Genomic DNA, 252 nt, shown 5'->3' with positions numbered 1-252 from the left:
TCGCTGCGATCATCTACGTGCTGGTCAGCGGTTGCGCTTGGCGGGCGTTGCCGCCGTGCTTCGGGATATCGAAGTCGACGGCCCACCGCAGGTTCTTGATCTGGTCCAGGGCTGGTGTCTGGGGCCGGCTGCACGAGGAGATCCTGCACCGCTTGGACGACGCCGGCCTGCTGGACCTGTCCCGGGCCGTGCTCGACTCCGCTCACGTGAGGGCTAAAAAGGGGGCGAACTCACAGGTCCGAGCCCCGTGGA

The 252-nt window shown here is 66.7% G+C and carries 1 pseudogene; it reads left to right on the top strand.

The annotated features are described in order from the left end of the window. Positions 1 to 252: pseudogene (locus IA22_RS0133840) on the top strand (transposase); the annotation flags it as partial.

It is taken from the genome of Kitasatospora papulosa, from assembly GCF_000717245.1.
GTDB classification, from domain to species: domain Bacteria; phylum Actinomycetota; class Actinomycetes; order Streptomycetales; family Streptomycetaceae; genus Streptomyces; species Streptomyces papulosus.
The sequence above is the reverse complement of the archived record's forward strand: the minus strand, read 5'-3'. Positions and strand labels throughout refer to the sequence as shown.